This is a genomic window from Lysinibacillus sp. G1-3 (genome assembly GCF_056322905.1).
Window position 1 is genome coordinate 221,126 of sequence record NZ_JBWHYQ010000008.1, and the last position, 15,774, is coordinate 236,899.

The following is a 15,774-nucleotide window of genomic DNA, read 5'->3' on the forward strand; positions in this document are numbered from 1 at the left end:
GGTTAAATGGCTGGATGCGGGACGTTTTAGAGTAGAAAAGTTATTATTTTCATTTATAATAATCTTAATAGTATGATAATTTAAGGGGTTGGATGCTATGAAGGAAGCTTTGAGTCGTTTGAGGCCAAGATTAATGGAGATTTTCACGTACTTGCACGCGAATCCAGAAATAAGTTGGCATGAGGTAGAAACAACAAATTATATTTTCGATTTACTAACTCGTGAAGGTTTTTCACCAATACGCTTTAAAAACAGTACAGGGCTTTATGTTGATGTAGGGAATGGTCAACCTAAAGTCGGTTTACGTACGGACATGGATGCGTTATGGCAGGAAGTAGATGGTGAATTTCGTGCGAATCACTCCTGTGGCCATGACGGACATATGACGATGGCAATCGGTGCCCTCTTACTTTTGAAAGAGCTTGCTCCATCATTCAACGGTACAATTCGTGTAATTTTTCAACCAGCGGAAGAGAAAGGAACAGGCGCTTTCTCTGTTTTAAAAGAAGGAGTCATTGATGATTTAGACTTTTTATTTGGTGTCCATGTAAGACCTGTCCAAGAGCTTGAAGACGGTACATATTGTGCCGCGTTGCACCATGGAGCTTCTCGATTATTAGAAGGAGAAATCATTGGAGAAGATGCCCATGCTGCTAGACCGCATCTTGGCGTGAATGCCATTGAAGTAGGAGCAACTATTATTGAAGATTTACGAACCATTCATACAGATCCGATGGTTCCTGTATCAATTAAGATGACTAAATTTCATGCAGGAGGAGAATCCGGCAATATTATTCCTGGGAGTGCAGCGTTCACCATTGATATACGAGCTCAACAAAATGATGTGATGGATGCACTTGTACAGGGAGTAAAAAGGGTTATTGATTCTTCCAAGCTGTTGCATAAAGTACAGATTGAATTACGTACAGTGGCAAATATAGTAGCTGCTGAGGTAGACTCAACCGCTCAATCTCTTATGGAGAAAGCAATCGTGCAAGCAACAGGGGTGTCAAATTTAAGAAGGCCAATTCATACACCTGGAGGAGAAGATTTTCATCATTATGCTGTCCAACGCCCACATTTAAAATCTACGATGTTAGGTTTAGGCTGTGGACTAGCACCAGGACTACATCATCCGAAGATGAAATTTAAGCAGGCAAGGCTAGTAACTGGAGTTGAAATTCTTACAAGAGCGGTATTGTTAGCGTTGGAGTCAGGGAATACAAAGGAGGGGTCAGCATAATGTTAGAGAGAGTGCGTATTCAAAAAGTAATGACACCTACAGAGGTTGCAGAAGTGCAAATTTTAAACGAAAGAATTTGGGGGAGTCAGGCTATTCCCTCTCATCAATTGTTAGCGGCTGTACAAAATGGTGGATTAGTACTTGGGGCGTATTTAGACGACAAGCTGATCGGCTTTAACTACTGCTTTGTTGGCTATGGACATGGAAAAATGTATTTACACTCACACATGATTGGCGTGGAGAAAACATATCGTGAACAAGGTGTAGGTGAATTATTAAAGCATGCCCAGCAGGAATATGCAAAAGAATATGGGTTTCAGCTTGTGATTTGGCTATTTGATCCACTAGAAGCATGTATGGCTAATTTATCGTTTTTGAAGCTCAATTCCTTTAGTCTTCAGTATGAAAATGATTATTATGGTCCGCTCAAGGATGATTTTAACGATGGGCTACCTTCGGATCGAATTGTCGTAGAATGGTGGATCGAACGCGAGCGAGTAGATGATTCCTTAGATGAACTAGAAGAGGGAGCCGAAGAAATTGTACCGTGGTCTTTAACGGTAGATGGCTTACCAGTGCTCGATATTGAAGGTGAATTTCAGCGAGAGCAATTATTTTATAAGGATGCTTATTTATTGCCCATACCTCAATATTTACAAAAGATGAAAGTGGATAGTCCTAAGCTTGCAGAAGACTGGCGTTATAAAGTTCGTACTATTTTAACGACATTATTTGAACAAGATTATGCAATCGTTCGAATGAAAAAGCACAAGGAATATGTCCATAGCTATCTATTAGTCAGACGCTCCTTATTAGCTTTATAATAAGGATAAGGAGTGAAATCTTGTGAAATTAGAACAGATTACAGTTAGACATATGAAAATGCCAATGAAATCTCCGTTTACAACGAGTTTTGGCACAATTGATGAAAAGGAATTTTTACTTATAGAAGCGATAGATCAATCAGGAACTGTAGGGTGGGGAGAAGCTGTTGCCTTTGTAGCGCCTTGGTATACAGAGGAGACATTAAAAACAACATGGCATATGCTTGAAGACTTCTTGATACCTATCTTGTTACATAAAGAGGTTGGGCATCCAGATGAAGTTAGTGCTTTGTTTTCCTCTATTCGTCGTAACTGCATGGCGAAGTCCTCTATTGAAGGGGCTATATGGGACATTTATGCTCAACAAACGAAACAATCACTTGCAAAAGCATTAGGTGGACATAAGGAACAAATAGAGGTAGGCGTTAGCGTAGGTATTCAATCTTCCACCGAAGCATTAATAGAGCTATTAAAAAGCCATGTAAATAAAGGCTATAAACGAGTAAAAGTGAAAATTAAGCCTGGTCACGATGTAGAAGTTATACGTGCTATACGAGCTGAAATGCCCGATCTGCCATTAATGGTAGATGCTAATTCAGCCTATACATTGAACGATATGGATGTATTGCAGCAACTTGACGCATTTAATCTATTAATGATTGAGCAACCTTTAGCTGTAGATGATATTGTCGATCATGCTAAGCTACAGCGAAAAATAAAAACACCTATTTGTTTAGATGAAAGCATCACTTCCTATGAAGATGCTCGAAAAGCGATAGAGCTTGGTAGTTGTGGTGTTATCAATATTAAAATAGGACGTGTAGGCGGTTTAACAGAAGCGAGAAGAATTCATGATTTATGTAAGGAAAATAAAATTCCTGTTTGGTGTGGTGGCATGCTAGAGGCAGGAATCGGACGAGCGCATAATATTGCATTAACATCGCTCACTAATTTTGTGCTACCAGGGGATACTGCAGGCTCTAGTCATTATTGGTATGAGGATATCATTACACCTGAAGTAATTGTAGAGGATGGTTATATTCGTGTGCCACAAACAATTGGTATTGGATATACACCTAATTTGAAGGTAATCGATAAGCTAACAATCAGCAGAAAGGTCTATCAATAATAGGATCATCACCACACTTTAGTGATGATCCCGATAATAAGGATAAACAGGGAGAGAACTGATTGAAAAAAAGTTTGCAAATCGGTGGTGCCTATGTAGGAATTATCGTCGGTGCGGGATTTGCATCAGGACAGGAAATCGTACTTTATTTTACAAGCTATGGCTTTCATGGGGTATATGGTGCACTTATTGCGACATTTGGATTTGCTTTAGTAGGAATGTGCCTTGCACAAATTAGCTCAAGATTACGTACGACATCGCACAAGGATTTAATTTATCAAATATCAGGTAATACTGTAGGCTTTGTGATGGATTATTTACTGTCCCTTTTCTTATTCGGTGTAGCAGTAATCATGTTTGCAGGAGCAGGTGCTACGTTTCATCAAATGTTTGGACTGCCGGTTTGGCTAGGGAGCATTTGTATGATTGTACTGACTATAGCGACGGTTATGATGAATGTAAAGAGTATCATAAACATTATTGCTATTGCTACACCCTATCTGCTAGCAATTGTCTCGATCATAGCTGTCTATTCAATAGCTACGATGGATTTGACCTTTGTCGAACAAGCTGTTATCGCACAACAAGCACAAGTGAGTACTAAAAGCTGGTGGACTACAGCTTTACTGTATACGTCTTTTAATATCGGTGTGTGTTTTTCTCTTTTAACTGTTATGTGTGGATCTATTCGCAATGAGAAGGTGGCGGGGATGGGAGGCATTATTGGTGGGGTTTTGCTCGGAGCTTTAATTCTTCTTATTAACCTATCCCTTCTTGCCAAAATGAATGTTATCGTTGGCCTAGATATACCGATGCTAGCTTTAGCAAATGAAATTCATCCTCTAGTCGGTCTGTTGATGTCTTTTTCCTTATTAGGGATGATTTATAATACAGCGGTAGGGATGTTCTATTCATTTATGGTAAGGTTTTTTAAACCTAATAAGGCTAGTTTTAAGGTTACTGCCTTTTTTATCGGCGCATTGGGCTTTTTAGCAAGTCTCGCTGGCTTTACAACGCTTGTAGCCAAGCTATATGCAGTGATGGGGTATGTAGGTTTTATATTAATCATTTTAATTGTTTTTGCGTGGCTCAAAGGCGTTCGACGAATAGCATAATTTCTTTCAGCGAATGTTTTATGTAGCAAAAGCAATAACAACACACGACTGAGTGACCAACATCATGTTGTTGTTGTTGTCCGCTTCGCTTTCGCACAAAAGACATTTATTGGCCCAAAGCCTCCGGACGCAATTATCAATTGATTTAAAAGGTGATTGAGAAAAAATTAGTATTTTATTCTCAATTACCTTTTTATTGTGACGAAAAAGTAGAGATATTTAACTTTGAGGAACCAAATAAATAAGAATTCCATTAAGAAAGCTCGTGTTATTAAAGATTCTCAAATAAAACGAGAATAATTCTCAATGGAAGGTTGACTGAGAATGGAAACGAGCTTATAATGAGAATCGTGAGTAATGATAATCATTTTCAATGATTATTACGAGCAAAAATGAATCTACCGGGGATTACAATGAAAAAAAGATATCTTTTAACAGCAACTGTTGTGTTGTCTATAGTTTCACTATTTATCGGAGTAGTTGATATTAAACCGAGTGATCTATTAGACTTCGAATCAGAAGAAACTAGACTATTTATTATTAGTCGTATACCGAGACTTGTAGCAATTTTGTTAGCAGGTGCAGGTATGAGTATTGCTGGTTTAATTATGCAAAGCTTAAGTAGGAATAAGTTCGTGTCACCAACGACAGCAGGTACATTAGATGCTACGAAGTTGGGGGTTCTAATTTCGATGATGTTTTTCGCAAACGTCACGTATTTTCAAAAAATTTCCTTCGCTTTCCTATTTGCTTTAGCCGGCACATTATTGTTTATGCAAATATTAAATCGAATCAAGTTTAAAGATGCGATCTTTATACCGCTTATTGGCTTAATGTTTGGGAATATCCTTTCTTCAATTACAACTTTCTTTGCGTATAAGGCGGATATTATCCAAAACATTTCTGCGTGGTTACAAGGAGATTTCTCATTAATGATGAAAGGTCGTTATGAGCTTTTATACATAAGTGTACCCGTGCTTATATTAGCTTACATTTATGCGAACCGCTTTACAGTGGCAGGAATGGGGGAGGATTTTGCAAAAAATCTTGGTCTTTCCTATAAATTCATTGTGAATCTAGGTTTAGTGTTAGTAGCACTTATTTCGACAACGGTAGTACTGACAGTTGGTGTGATACCGTTTCTAGGTTTAATCATTCCAAATATAATTTCGCTGTTCAAAGGGGATAATCTTGCTAAGACATTGCCTCATACCGCACTACTAGGAATGTCGTTCTTGTTATTCTGCGACATTATAGGGCGTGTACTGATTTTCCCTTATGAAATTCCGATTAGTATGACTGTCGGTGTCATCGGAAGTGCAATCTTCCTAATTATGTTATTTAGGGGGAAAGCATATGCGTAACCGTACAAAAATGTTGATCTTACTAGGTTTGGCTGTAGCATCTATTTTACTGTATGTATTTTATGAACTTAATGGTAACTTTCATTATGCGTTCCCACGTCGTCTCATTAAAGTGTTTGCAATGTCGTTAACCGGAATTGCGATTGCTTATTCGACGGTGGTTTTCCAAACGATTACACATAACCGTATTTTAACGCCAAGTGTAATGGGACTTGATGCATTATATATGATGGTTCAAACGTTCATCTTTTACTTCTTTGGCTCTATGTCGATATTCGTCATTAATGCCAAATACAATTTCTTACTAGCTGTTTCAGCTATGGTTATCTTTGCGTTAATTTTTTATCGCGTATTGTTCAAGGAAGGTAAGCGTCCGATTTATTTCTTACTGCTTGTCGGTATGATTGTCGGAACGTTTTTAGGAAGCGTAACTACGTTCTTCCAAGTTTTAATAGATCCGAATGAATTTTTAAGTTTACAAAGTAAAATGTTTGCAAGCTTCAACAATGTCAATTCGGATTTAGTATGGCTTGCAGCTGTTGCCATCATCATCACCTTTATTTATGGCTGGCGTCATATGAACCAACTAGATGTAATGTCTCTTGGTCGGGATACAGCCATAAACCTAGGGGTACCATATGATAAGCTTGTACAGCGTATGCTCATATTATCTTCGGTGTTAATAGCCGTGTCTACAGCTCTAGTTGGGCCTATTACGTTCTTTGGCTTAATCGTAGCAAATTTATCGTATCAATATTTTAAGACGTACAAGCACTCTGTGATCATCATAGGTTCTTGTGTAATGAGTATTGTAGCTTTAGTCGGTGGACAGTGGATGGTCGAACGTATATTTAACTTCGATACAACCCTGAGCGTTATTATAAACTTCGTAGGTGGCGTATACTTCATCTACTTATTATTGAAGGAAAGTAGGTCAGCAGGATGATCCAAGTAAAAGAACTCTCCAAGTACTTTGGGAAAAAACCGGTCATTCAAGATGTCAGTGTCGACGTTGTACCAGGGAAAATAACATCTTTTATTGGACCAAATGGTGCAGGTAAATCAACATTGCTTTCAATGGTAAGCCGTTTACTTAATGCAGATACTGGAGAAGTATTACTCGACAAGTCTGATGTACGTCGTTGGAAATCAGATGACTTTGCAAAGCGAGTATCTATTTTAAAGCAGTCGAACTATATGAATGTACGCTTAACAATTCGTGAGCTTGTTTCATTCGGGCGATTCCCTTATTCAAAAGGTAATTTAAAGCCGGAGGATGAACTAAAAGTAGATGAAGCAATTCAATATATGAATTTAGAGGATATTCAACACAATTATTTGGATGAATTATCCGGCGGTCAACGTCAACGTGCATTTATCGCAATGGTTATTGCACAGGATACAGACTATATTTTGCTTGATGAGCCGCTCAACAATTTAGACATGAAGCACTCTGTGCAAATCATGAAAATTTTGCGTAAGCTCGTGGATGAGTTAGGAAAAACGGTTGTCATCGTATTACACGATATTAACTTTGCTTCCGTTTACTCTGATCATATTGTTGCATTAAAAAATGGTCGTGTTGTCAAAGATGGTCCAACAAATGACATTATCAACCCTGATGCACTTAAAGAAATCTACGATATGGATATTCCTGTTCAAGAACAAAATGGATGTCGCATTTGTGTGTATTTCAACTCTTAAAAATAGTAAAGATGGGATAACCATCTATTAACTATAAATTAAATTTAAAGGAGCAATTTTACAATGAAAAATTGGAAATTACTAACTGTATTAATGGCTATGATGCTATTAGTATTAGCTGCTTGTGGTTCTAAGGACGAAGCAAAAAAAGAAGAGAAAGATTCTTCAACTGATAGCAAACCTTCTGAGACGCAAAAAGAAGAAGCTACAGCTTATCCAATTACAATTCCAGGTAGCACACAAGGTGAAAATACATTTAAAGAAGTAACTCTTGATAAAGTGCCAGAAAAAGTTGTTGTATTTGACTATGGTTTCCTTGATACTTTAGATGCTTTAGACGTTAAAGTTGCAGGTGTACCACAAAAATCAGTTCCAAAGTATTTAAGCAAATATGCTGATAAATCTTACGTAAATATTGGTGCTTTAAAAGAACCTGATTTTGAAGCAATCTCTGAAATGAACCCAGATATTATTTTCATCTCTGGTCGTCAAGCTGCAGCTTACGATGAGTTATCTAAAATTGCACCGACAGTATTCGTAGGTGTTGATGCAAAAGATTTCATGCCATCATTCAAAGCTAACGTTGAATTAGCTGGTAAGATCTTTGGTAAAGAGAAAGAAGCTGCTGATGCATTTGCTGCTTACGAAGCAAAAGTAGAGGAAGTTAAAGCGGCAACAGCTTCAGCTAAAGAAAAAGCTTTAATCGTACTAGGTTCTGAAGGTGCATTATCTGCATATGGTCCTGGTTCGCGTTTCGGTGTAATTCATGATGTTTATGGTGTGAAAGCTGCTGATGAAAAAATTGAAGCTTCTACACACGGTTCAAACGCATCATTTGAATATGTTCGTGATACAAACCCAGACGTTTTATTCGTAGTTGACCGTGATGCTGCTGTAACTCCAGATGGTGAGTCTGGTACAAAAGCTGCAATTGAAAACGAAATCGTTGGTGCTACTAACGCTGCGAAAAACGGTAAAATCTTCTATTTAGATCCACAAGTTTGGTATTTATCTGGTGGCGGTTTAACTTCTGAAACACAAAAAGCTGATGACATTTTAAAGGCGTTTAAATAATATGTTTGTACAAATTAAACGTATTGTCGTTACGGAAGGGAATTCCGATAAAGTAGTTGAACGTTTTGGTGCTAAAAAAGATGGTCCAACATTACTTGAACAACAGCCAGGCTTTATTGATAAGCAAGTACTTTTGAAAAAAGTACGACGTGGTGATGAAGAAGTGTTAATTGTGGTTCGATGGGAATCAGAAGAAGCATGGAAAAATTGGGAGAAGAGCCCGGAGCATATTGCTGGTCATAAAGCAAATGCTGGTAAACCGAAGCCTGATCACATCATCGAAAGCGGACAAGAAGTTTATTATGTAAAAGGTTAATAATTTAGAGGTGTCTCAAAGTCCATTTGAGGCACCTTTTTTATACGAATACGTACGGTCTCGTAGAAAAAACAATAGATAGGCAAAGTGACAGAGAGCGAAGGAAAGAATGGCTAGCGAGATGGAAAGAAGTCAGAGTGGCGAATAGAAAAATTAAGTGATGAATAGAAGCATTGAAATGACACATAAAACGTTATTAAGGAAGAAGGGAGGCACAAATTTATAACCGTGCCATCCCAATGTAGTTTTATTTCTTAATGCTTAATGGACGCTTTATTCCATGCATTAAATGCTGTCGTAATATTAAAAGAAATACCATTATCACTAATGGAGACCTCGGTAAAATGTTTGGGTGCATAATTAGCTTCCTTTACAGCAGTATTATTTTTCCCTAAAGAGGACATTTCTATTTCTGAATTATAGAGATAAACAGGTAAGCCGACAGCGGCATTTCTATTATAAATGCTAGAGCAATTGCCTCTAGCATTTATAATACAAAAGCTTGGAAACGTATAGATTATAGGTGTATGTATGTTTAATCCAGAAGTAAATGGACTTACTAAAGGTGCTATAGATTGATTTTCTTCAGATACTCTTTTAATTCCATATTGTTCAATAAAAGCGTCTAGCTTTTGCTGAAAAGTATCCTCAAATCCAGGAATATTGCAAATAAAATTTGAAAATGTAGATTTGCTTTTATACTCTGCCAATGTTTCTTTATAAGCCTGTTGCTCGGCTTCAACAATTATTTGCTCTATACATTGCTGTTCTTTCGAAGGTTTTTTAATCGTGATTTCCTCTTCAGAAACAGAAATTGTACAGGAGAAATTAGCTGTAAGTATTAAAACATTTTCATTTACGTCATTTTTCATTTCAATCACTCCCTGTGTTTCGAGTATTTCCCTGTTAATAGATTTAAATGATTCCTAGCTGGCCATCTTGATAACTTAAGAGATTTTTATTCAGTACATTGCATACGGTCTCAATTCTATTTTCTAATATTTGACGATGAAGCTTTTAACTTGATTAAATCAAAATATTACGAACAGATGCGAATGATCTTAGCCTATTTAAGCGTATCATCGATAAGGACGCCATTTCAATGGTGGGTTTACGCCAAAAAATGGCGGTCAATAATATAATACCGCCATTTTTTGGCGGTATTTCCGTCATTATTATATGTAAAATATTCCCTAATAATTTTAATCTCTAGTATTATTTCCCATTAATCTGTATACTATTTGATAACATACTTGTGGGAGGAGAGGACTATTGCAGGAGCTTGACGAAAAAATTAATGAAGCATTGGATATTCTAATTGAAAACGAGTTATTGATAGGTCATGAACTACGGTCGATGCTAAAGATTTTTAAGGAAGAAAAAAAGGCAGTTGGCTATTCATTTGGTAAGCTATGTTATGGGCATTACGAAGCATTTGTAGATTGTTTGAACGAGGACATCTATAAAGTTGCCGCAGCTATCGAACTTTTAATTTTATCGTTTGATATCATCGATGACTTGCAGGACAAGGATTCAGACTACAGTTGGACTAAAACACCTGAATTATCATTAAATGTTGCGTTAGCTATGCTAGTGATGGCTTCTAGAACTATACGTGAGACTTCCTTTGAACACAAAAGTGCAGCTATTCAAATACTTGATGATTATGCATTACGAAGTATAAATGGTCAGCAACTAGATTTACTTAATACTTGTAGAGATGAGCAATCCTATTTACAAATGATTGAACAAAAGTCAGGTTCTTTAACAGCAATGAGTTGCTTAATTGGTGAAGTACTTGCAAAAGGCGAGACATCTTCTGATGTTAACGAGTATGGGAAATACATAGGTATTATCCAACAAATTAAAAACGATATTCAAAGTTTAAAAACGTGGGGATCTAAAAATGATTTGCTAAATAAAAGATACTCATTGCCTATTATTTATCTTTTATCACAGAAAAATGATGTTTCAAAGTCTGTTATAAGCTATTATAATGACAATATAGATGCATTTTTAGATAATAATGCTACGAAAAACGAGTTGACAAATGGTGGTGCGATACGTTATGCAATTACTATTAAAAATGTTTATAAGTTAAAAGCATTAAATGTTCTTGAAAATGTAGCTATAAATGAAGTATATACAGACTACCTAAAAAAACTAATGAAATGAGGAGAGATTAATATGATTAATGTAATTCAACATCTAGAAAAGAACCATGAACTAGTTACACTAATAAAAGAAGAAAAAGCCTCATTAATTGGAATTTCAGCTATGGAGCAAAAAGCAATACTTGACTCATTTGAAGAAATAGTATGCTTAGAAAACGTATTTTGGAACTGAAAATAATTAAACGTATATGGTTTCTACTTGCTATAAGTATTTACATATTGCTAGGTTCTTACCTACTATATGTCACTTACAGCATGAATTTTTTGACTATAGGTTTAAAAGAAGAAAATGGGGAATGGGTAGCAACTAATTCATACAATAAACAATTAGCGGATGGAAATCGAATTACTAAAGGAGATGTTGTTTTAAGTGTAGATAACATCCAAACAGAGAATGTCCCTAATGTAAAACATGATCATGTTTTACGTACGGCAAGCTCACTAACAATTATGAAGCCTAACGGACAAATAATTGATGTGAGGATTAGTAAAACAGATTTACAAGAGCAATTTTTTTATTATTTATTGGTAATACCATCCGGTTACTTTTTTTTAACATTGATTATTGTGTTTTACTTATATTTTAAACAAAAAAATACATCTCTTTTATGTTTGCTTATTTTATTTATGCTCACTGTTTCCATTGCTTATGTTAGCATCGGTGCATCCGGCGGCCTTAACAGTATAGGTGTAATCGTTAACCGGGGTAGCATGTTGCTATGCTTAGTGTTACTACTCCATTTTTTAAGAAATTATTATACATTTTTAAAAACAAACTGGTTACGTTCTAACAATATAAAATTATTTTATATTCTTCCTGTGGTAGCAATGATACTAGGCGGTATGGGCATTATTTACCCTGCTATTAATAATTTACTTTCGAATATTGTACTAACGGTGTTCCTCATTTTCCTTATTATCATACTTAGTATTTTATTGCTAAGCTATTTCAAATATAAATCGCCTCAGTTAAAAGTTTTATTAATTAGTATAATGATTCCGTTTCTGCCATTCCTTTTTCTATATGCGCTCCCTAACATTTTATTTCATCAATCTATACTTTCAGCTGAAATTAGTGCTCTATTTTTATTGCTAATTCCGTTTAGTTTTATTTTTACACAGTTAGCAGAGCGGCTATTTGATATTGAATACCATATTACAAGACTTCGGTATTATATGATTTTTTCATTAATATTTACTGTATGGTTTATAGTTGGTTTGTATTGCATTGCCGGAAAATATTTAACTATACCTGTAATATCAGGTGTTTCTTTCTTTACTTTTACATCGTTAGTTGTCCTTTTTTACATAAAAGAGAAGGTAGATTATCGAAAGCGAAAAATTTTATTTTCGACAAAAGGGGATTATATACACCAGCTATACACTGCTGTCGATAGGATTGGTAAAACGATTAAAATAGATGAGCTTCTAGAGAAGTTTGCACAAGAGGTTTCATTACATCTTGAGCTAGAGAATGTATTTGTATTAACTTATAACTATGACACAAATCAATTTACTTCAACGGTTGAGGGAAGGCTTTCAACTAATCCAGCGCTAATAGAGGATTTAAAATTAGGAGAAATACGGAGAATCGACAAAGTCTACTTAGCCTTCCTCCATCAAGATGCTCATTATAAAAGAGCCTTAGTATTGGAACATAAAAATTCGATTCATTTAAAAGATGAAGAACTTCTATGGCTTGAATTGCTTTTATTATATGTAAACAATTTTATTGAAAATACAAAGATGGTAGAAGAGCTGTTAGAGGAACTAAGGCATATGAGACAGGTAGATGATAGTCAATTACCTTGGTTAAGCAAATTATTATGGTTAAGATTTGAAGAGGAAAAATATCAATTAGCTCAAGAATTACATGATACCAATTTGCAAGAGCAGCTCCATATTGCCCGAGAGGTTGATGTCCTAGTTAATGCGAAAGATACAACTGATATTCAGCAAAAACTTGATAAAATTCATCAACAGATGATTACGTCTTTACATGATTTAAGAGCGTATTGCGAAAATTTAAAACCTCCATTATTAGATACATTAGGGCTAAACGCTGCGTTAGAAAAGTTAATTCGTAAAGTAATAGAAAGAGCTAGTTTTAAATTAATTTATACGATAGATCGCCTTTATTTAGAAGATGAGCGTATGAATTTAATGATTTATCGACTGTTTCAAGAATTACTCAACAATGCTTTAAAACATTCCTATGCAACAACAGTTGAAATACGTTTACAAGAAATGAACGATGGTTTTGAAATCATCTATAAGGATGATGGGGTAGGCTGTAATGTAGATGATATTATTGTCGGAGAGTCAATGGGAATTCAAGGTATGCAAGAGCGTGTAAAGGCCTTTAACGGGCAGTTTTACATCGATTCACAGGTTAATGAAGGGATGTTTATTAGAATTACAGTAAAAGAAGGAAGTGATACACTTGATTACGATGCTTATAGTGGATGACCACCCTATTGTGTTAGAGGGAACGAAAAATTTATTTCAAGAAAATGATGATATTATAGTTGATACAGAAAGTGATGCGACTCATGTCATACAGAGAATTAAAAACAAACCGTATGATATCTACTTAATTGATATAAATATGCCATTAGAGAATGGCATACATTTAGCACGCAACATTAAAGCTATCCAGTCAAATGCTTCAATTATCCTTTATACTGGTGATGATATTACTGATTATTATCCACTTATTTTAGAGAGGAAAATAGAAGGGATTTTAGCTAAAACAGCGTCTAAGGAGCAAATTTTACGAACTGTTCGAGCCATTGCAAATGGTGAGATTGTGTTACCTCAAAATTTCTTGGATTTTCTCGATAATAAATTTAAATTGCAGGATGCAAAACTTGATATACACTTAAATGAAAAAGAAAAGAAAATTTTAAGATTGATTGCAGAAGGACATACGAATAAAGCGATTGCTATAGAATTAAATATCCCTCAGCGAACAACTGAAAGATATTTAACGCAGCTATTTTCTTTATTGAATGTAGATTCAAGGACAGACGCTGTGAATCTTGCAGAAAGAATGAATTTACTATAGATTGTCTGTATGTTACAATCATCATCTCTGGTAGATTTTTCTATAAAAAGGGAGAGTTTAGGTGGTTTTAAAATACCATAATTTAATTTAGTTAATTATACCTAAACTATAAGTCTAAGTATCTAAAATTTTCGTTTAATACCGCCAAATTTTGGCGGTATTTTTTGTATGTCCGCCAAATCACGCCAAGAATTGGGTCAAAGACCGCCAAAAAATTGGCGTAAATCCAACGTTGAAATATCGGTGTAAGTACTGGTACGCTTAAGTTAATCGTGGTTAAGTAGATTTGTTATAGTAAGTAATACGATAATATAAGATTTCGATAAAAGCCTAGTTATCTAAGAATAAAGTAGAGATTGTAGATTTTTTAAAAGTTACTAGCCAGTCAACATACTTCACCATAAAACTTTATATAAAGGTAGGCGTGTATTTTGAAAGTAGAACTTGAAAATTTATTTTCTATAGATGAATCTAGTCAAGATCAAGTCATTAAAGTTTATAATCGCTATGGTATTTTCGTCGGTGCGCCTGAAATAAGAAAGAGAAATTTAAAGGCATCATTTAATCCTATTTTCACATTAAATGATGATGTAACATACGAACATGTCGCGGCACTATATAAATCATTGGAACATGAATTAGGAATTGTTTCTATTGGGGAACGCTTTTACTTTGACTTTTCAGATAGCGAATATGAGCAAGCTTCATTGTTTACCTTAAATTCGGCAGGTAACTCCCCTGATATGTTTATAGATGATAAAGGAACTTTATTTTCTTTAAGTACCCATTGCCAGTACTGTGGACTAATGGAAAAAGAACAACTTTCACCATTAGTGATAGATACTACGGAAATGAAAGATCGTCATCTAGTTCATGTGAGCGGATATTGGGTAGCTTCACAGGAATTAGCGACATTAATGAAACAAGAAGATATTAAAGGCTTTGAACTTTTAGAGGTTATTCATCAAGGACCGGGAGAAGGGAAGCGAAAAGCTTTTCAAATTATACCGACACAAGTATTGCCGGAATCTAGCACTGAAAGAGTTAAATTGTATTTTGCGACAGAGCAGCCTCCATGTCGTTGCGGATTAAGTGGGGTAATTAATGGTCCTGATACTTATCATCGCGAAGATTTAACCAATATAAAAAATGATATTTTCCTCTCGGCAGAATGGAGCCATGACGGAAGATATTTATACCGAAAAACTTTGTTCAGTAGAAAGTTTAGAGAACTAATTATTAAAAATAATATATCCCGTGAGGTAAGAGGAGAGAAGGATAGAAACTTTGGACCGAAGGATTGGTTATTCGATCCAGTGTTATTAAAATAATTCAAATCGAAAATGAGGATGTGTACATTTTGTTTAGAAAAATAATACCTATCGTTGCAATCTTATTTGTCGTTGCATTAGCTCTTTCAAATTATTTTAATAAAGCAGAAGGAAAATCCTTTGTCATACCACAAGAAAGAGGGAATACGGTAGGTTAGAAACCGGTCATTAAGGGTCAGTTGATTTCTAAATTATACAGCCCCTTAATGCGGGATAAAGTGAAACTTAAATCAGTGGGGAGGTTTACCCCGCTGATTATTAGTCTTCACCAATCGGGCATTTAGGGGCAGTTAATTATTTAAAGTTTACAGCCCCTTAATGCGGGATAAAGTGAAACTTAAATCAGTGGGGAGGTTTACCCCGCTGATTATTAGTCTTCACCAATCGGGCATTTAGGGGCAGTTAATTATTTAAAGTTTACAGCCCCTTAATG

General features: G+C 35.5%; 16 protein-coding genes. 15 read left to right on the top strand and 1 reads right to left on the bottom strand.

Annotated features, from left to right (window positions below; translation table 11 throughout):
- Nucleotides 1-97 precede the first annotated feature (97 nt).
- From ACVYAD_RS10585 to ACVYAD_RS10625, 9 genes are all read left to right on the top strand, one after another.
- The gene (locus tag ACVYAD_RS10585) at nt 98-1,243 is read left to right on the top strand and encodes a M20 peptidase aminoacylase family protein (RefSeq protein ID WP_476426312.1); all 1,146 of its coding nucleotides are present in this window, start codon (nt 98-100) and stop codon (nt 1,241-1,243) included.
- Nucleotides 1,243-2,067: a GNAT family N-acetyltransferase gene (locus ACVYAD_RS10590; protein ID WP_476426314.1), complete on the top strand. Its 825-nt coding sequence runs from the start codon at nt 1,243-1,245 to the stop codon at nt 2,065-2,067. The genes ACVYAD_RS10585 and ACVYAD_RS10590 overlap by 1 nt, the downstream gene beginning before the upstream one ends.
- Before the next feature lie 22 nt (nt 2,068-2,089).
- Complete coding sequence (menC, locus tag ACVYAD_RS10595) at nt 2,090-3,196, top strand: o-succinylbenzoate synthase (RefSeq protein ID WP_476426316.1); 1,107 nt, start codon at nt 2,090-2,092, stop codon at nt 3,194-3,196.
- A 62-nt stretch (nt 3,197-3,258) separates the two neighbouring features.
- On the top strand, nt 3,259-4,311 hold the full coding sequence (locus ACVYAD_RS10600; RefSeq protein WP_349659323.1) for a YkvI family membrane protein: 1,053 nt from the start codon (nt 3,259-3,261) through the stop codon (nt 4,309-4,311).
- A gap of 413 nt (nt 4,312-4,724) precedes the next feature.
- Entirely contained in the window at nt 4,725-5,675 is a 951-nt protein-coding gene (locus tag ACVYAD_RS10605; RefSeq protein ID WP_349659322.1) for an ABC transporter permease, read from the top strand.
- Nucleotides 5,668-6,621 (top strand): iron chelate uptake ABC transporter family permease subunit, encoded by a 954-nt coding sequence (locus ACVYAD_RS10610; protein WP_349659321.1) that lies wholly within the window; start codon nt 5,668-5,670, stop codon nt 6,619-6,621. The genes ACVYAD_RS10605 and ACVYAD_RS10610 overlap by 8 nt, the downstream gene beginning before the upstream one ends.
- Complete coding sequence (locus ACVYAD_RS10615) at nt 6,618-7,379, top strand: iron ABC transporter ATP-binding protein (RefSeq protein WP_349659320.1); 762 nt, start codon at nt 6,618-6,620, stop codon at nt 7,377-7,379. The genes ACVYAD_RS10610 and ACVYAD_RS10615 overlap by 4 nt, the downstream gene beginning before the upstream one ends.
- A 63-nt stretch (nt 7,380-7,442) precedes the next feature.
- Nucleotides 7,443-8,453 carry a siderophore ABC transporter substrate-binding protein gene (locus ACVYAD_RS10620; protein ID WP_476426319.1) on the top strand — a complete coding sequence of 337 codons (1,011 nt, stop codon included), beginning with the start codon at nt 7,443-7,445 and terminating at the stop codon, nt 8,451-8,453.
- Nucleotide 8,454: 1 nt separating this feature from the next.
- On the top strand, nt 8,455-8,769 hold the full coding sequence (locus ACVYAD_RS10625) for an antibiotic biosynthesis monooxygenase family protein (RefSeq protein WP_079562489.1): 315 nt from the start codon (nt 8,455-8,457) through the stop codon (nt 8,767-8,769).
- Between the two features lie 254 nt (nt 8,770-9,023).
- On the opposite strand, the gene ACVYAD_RS10630 is transcribed toward ACVYAD_RS10625, so the two are convergent.
- Entirely contained in the window at nt 9,024-9,641 is a 618-nt protein-coding gene (locus ACVYAD_RS10630; protein ID WP_349659318.1) for a hypothetical protein, read from the bottom strand.
- Between the two features lie 400 nt (nt 9,642-10,041).
- On the opposite strand from ACVYAD_RS10630, the gene ACVYAD_RS10635 reads away from it, so the two are divergent.
- The 6 genes from ACVYAD_RS10635 to ACVYAD_RS10660 all read left to right on the top strand — a co-directional run bounded on the left by ACVYAD_RS10635 (nt 10,042) and on the right by ACVYAD_RS10660 (nt 15,499).
- Nucleotides 10,042-10,944, top strand: coding sequence for a polyprenyl synthetase family protein (locus ACVYAD_RS10635; protein WP_476426322.1), 903 nt, complete (start codon nt 10,042-10,044; stop codon nt 10,942-10,944).
- A 12-nt stretch (nt 10,945-10,956) separates the two neighbouring features.
- Entirely contained in the window at nt 10,957-11,115 is a 159-nt protein-coding gene (gene comX, locus ACVYAD_RS10640; protein WP_349659316.1) for a competence pheromone ComX, read from the top strand.
- Nucleotides 11,116-11,198: 83 nt separating this feature from the next.
- A complete protein-coding gene (locus ACVYAD_RS10645) occupies nt 11,199-13,412 on the top strand; it encodes a sensor histidine kinase (protein ID WP_476426334.1) in 2,214 nt (737 codons plus the stop codon).
- On the top strand, nt 13,396-14,010 hold the full coding sequence (locus ACVYAD_RS10650) for a response regulator transcription factor (protein ID WP_349659508.1): 615 nt from the start codon (nt 13,396-13,398) through the stop codon (nt 14,008-14,010). The genes ACVYAD_RS10645 and ACVYAD_RS10650 overlap by 17 nt, the downstream gene beginning before the upstream one ends.
- 431 nt (nt 14,011-14,441) lie before the next feature.
- Nucleotides 14,442-15,341 (top strand): hypothetical protein, encoded by a 900-nt coding sequence (locus tag ACVYAD_RS10655; RefSeq protein ID WP_476426323.1) that lies wholly within the window; start codon nt 14,442-14,444, stop codon nt 15,339-15,341.
- Nucleotides 15,342-15,370: 29 nt separating this feature from the next.
- Nucleotides 15,371-15,499, top strand: coding sequence for a hypothetical protein (locus ACVYAD_RS10660; RefSeq protein ID WP_349659519.1), 129 nt, complete (start codon nt 15,371-15,373; stop codon nt 15,497-15,499).
- The last annotated feature ends 275 nt before the right edge of the window (nt 15,500-15,774 follow it).

Bases quoted from the DNA above. Each gene is read 5' to 3' on its own strand.
- ACVYAD_RS10585 (WP_476426312.1), top strand. From the start codon at position 98: ATGAAGGAAGCTTTGAGTCGTTTGAGGCCAAGATTAATGGAGATTTTC.
- ACVYAD_RS10590 (WP_476426314.1), top strand. From the start codon at position 1,243: ATGTTAGAGAGAGTGCGTATTCAAAAAGTAATGACACCTACAGAGGTT.
- ACVYAD_RS10605 (WP_349659322.1), top strand. From the start codon at position 4,725: ATGAAAAAAAGATATCTTTTAACAGCAACTGTTGTGTTGTCTATAGTT.
- ACVYAD_RS10610 (WP_349659321.1), top strand. From the start codon at position 5,668: ATGCGTAACCGTACAAAAATGTTGATCTTACTAGGTTTGGCTGTAGCA.
- ACVYAD_RS10615 (WP_349659320.1), top strand. From the start codon at position 6,618: ATGATCCAAGTAAAAGAACTCTCCAAGTACTTTGGGAAAAAACCGGTC.
- ACVYAD_RS10620 (WP_476426319.1), top strand. From the start codon at position 7,443: ATGAAAAATTGGAAATTACTAACTGTATTAATGGCTATGATGCTATTA.
- ACVYAD_RS10625 (WP_079562489.1), top strand. From the start codon at position 8,455: ATGTTTGTACAAATTAAACGTATTGTCGTTACGGAAGGGAATTCCGAT.
- ACVYAD_RS10630 (WP_349659318.1), bottom strand. From the start codon at position 9,641: ATGAAAAATGACGTAAATGAAAATGTTTTAATACTTACAGCTAATTTC.
- comX (WP_349659316.1), top strand. From the start codon at position 10,957: ATGATTAATGTAATTCAACATCTAGAAAAGAACCATGAACTAGTTACA.
- ACVYAD_RS10645 (WP_476426334.1), top strand. From the start codon at position 11,199: ATGAATTTTTTGACTATAGGTTTAAAAGAAGAAAATGGGGAATGGGTA.
- ACVYAD_RS10650 (WP_349659508.1), top strand. From the start codon at position 13,396: ATGCTTATAGTGGATGACCACCCTATTGTGTTAGAGGGAACGAAAAAT.